At 64.3% G+C, this 1,437-nt stretch carries 2 protein-coding genes; one reads left to right on the top strand and one right to left on the bottom strand.

The window, feature by feature from the left end; all coding sequences use genetic code 11:
* Positions 1-1,199 (bottom strand): aspartate aminotransferase family protein (locus tag EN742_RS34930; protein WP_148670522.1); only part of this gene is annotated, 1,199 nt, incomplete at its 3' end.
* Positions 1,200-1,295: 96 nt separating this feature from the next.
* Here EN742_RS34930 and EN742_RS34925 point away from each other — a divergent pair.
* Positions 1,296-1,437, top strand: a 142-nt coding sequence (locus EN742_RS34925) for a LysR family transcriptional regulator (RefSeq protein ID WP_128333879.1), incomplete at its 3' end; no start/stop codon positions are given.

The raw sequence follows: 1,437 nt of genomic DNA, 5'->3' as shown, positions 1-1,437 counted from the left end.
CCCATCCCGGGAAGCTTGACGATATTCATGCTCAGCCCGCGCCGGAACGCTTCGGCCGCAATCGCGGCGCCGAGCTGGTGGTCCGGCTCCTTGCCGTCCTTGACGATCTCGACGCCGAGCAGCAGGCCGCGCCCACGAACGTCGCCGACGCATTCATAACGCTGCTTAAGCCGCGACAGTCCGTCGAACAGTTTCGCTCCCAGGCGCTGTGCCCGGTCGACGAGCTTTTCCTCTTCCACCACATCGAGCACCGCAACGCCGACAGCCGCCGGCAGCGGGTCGGAGACATGCGTGGTGTAGAACAGGAAGCCCTTGTCGTGCGCTGCTTCCTCGATTTCAGCCGTCGTCATCACCGCCGATAGGGGAAGCCCGGCGCCGATGGTCTTGGAGAGCGTAAGGATGTCGGGGGTGGCGCCATCCCTTTGGAAAGCGAACATGTCTCCCGTGCGGCCGATGCCGGTCTGCGCTTCATCGAGGATCAGCAGCATTCCGCGCTCGCGGCATTTCTGCTGGAGTGCCGCCAGATATCCTTGCGGCAGTTCCAGTATGCCGCCGCTCGATAGGATCGGCTCGGCGACAAAGGCCGCCAGGCTTCCCGTCGACTGGCTGTCGACGAGGTCGAAGGCATCGCCGAGTTCGGTCAGCCAGTCCAGCGAGCCGTCGGCGTGCCTGAAGCGCGGCCGAAAACTGTTGGGGGCAGGGATGGCCAGCGATCCGACCGTGGCTGGGCCGTAGCCCTTGCGGCCGGCGCTGTAGGTCGCTGACGCCGCAGCCCCCGTCATGCCGTGCCAACTCTTCGAGAAGGCAACAATTTCGTGCTTGCCGGTCACCAGCTTTGCCATCCGGATCGCGGCTTCATTGGACTCGGCGCCCGTCGAAAGCAGCATCACCCTGTCGAGCCCGGGCGCCAGCGCCGCGAGGCGCTCCGCAAGCTCCACCACCGGGCGGGACAGCATGCCGCTGAAAAGATGCGCGGCCCTTTCCACCTGGCGGCTGACCGTCGAGACGATCCTCGGGTGAGCATGCCCGAGCAGGGCGCTCATCTGCCCGGAGGTGAAGTCGAGGATGGGCCTGTCGTCGGCATCGTAGACGAAGGAGCCAGCGGCGCGCTCGATGATGGCGGGCTCGAAGCTGCCGCCATAGCGGATCAGGTGCTTGCGCGCCGAATCCCAAAACCCAGGCTCCAAGTTCTTCGACATATCTCAACTCCAGCAAGCGTTGCGCCAACAATTTAGCGGCTGGCGCGGATGCAGTAAAATTGATAGTTGTCGGATTCTGATATCAATGGATTTGATATGCTCGATCTCAAGCTGCTGGCGACATTCGTGCGCGCGGCGCATTCGGGAACCCTCAGTGCGGTGGCGGTACAGGTCGGACGCACGCAGTCGGCCGTGACAATGCAGGTGCAGCGGCTCGAGGAAGCCCTCGGCCAGAGCC

Source organism: Mesorhizobium sp. M4A.F.Ca.ET.020.02.1.1 (assembly GCF_004022645.1).
In the GTDB taxonomy this organism is placed as follows: domain Bacteria; phylum Pseudomonadota; class Alphaproteobacteria; order Rhizobiales; family Rhizobiaceae; genus Mesorhizobium.
Note: the sequence above shows the minus strand (reverse complement) of the source record. Positions and strands in the feature narration are given on the sequence as shown.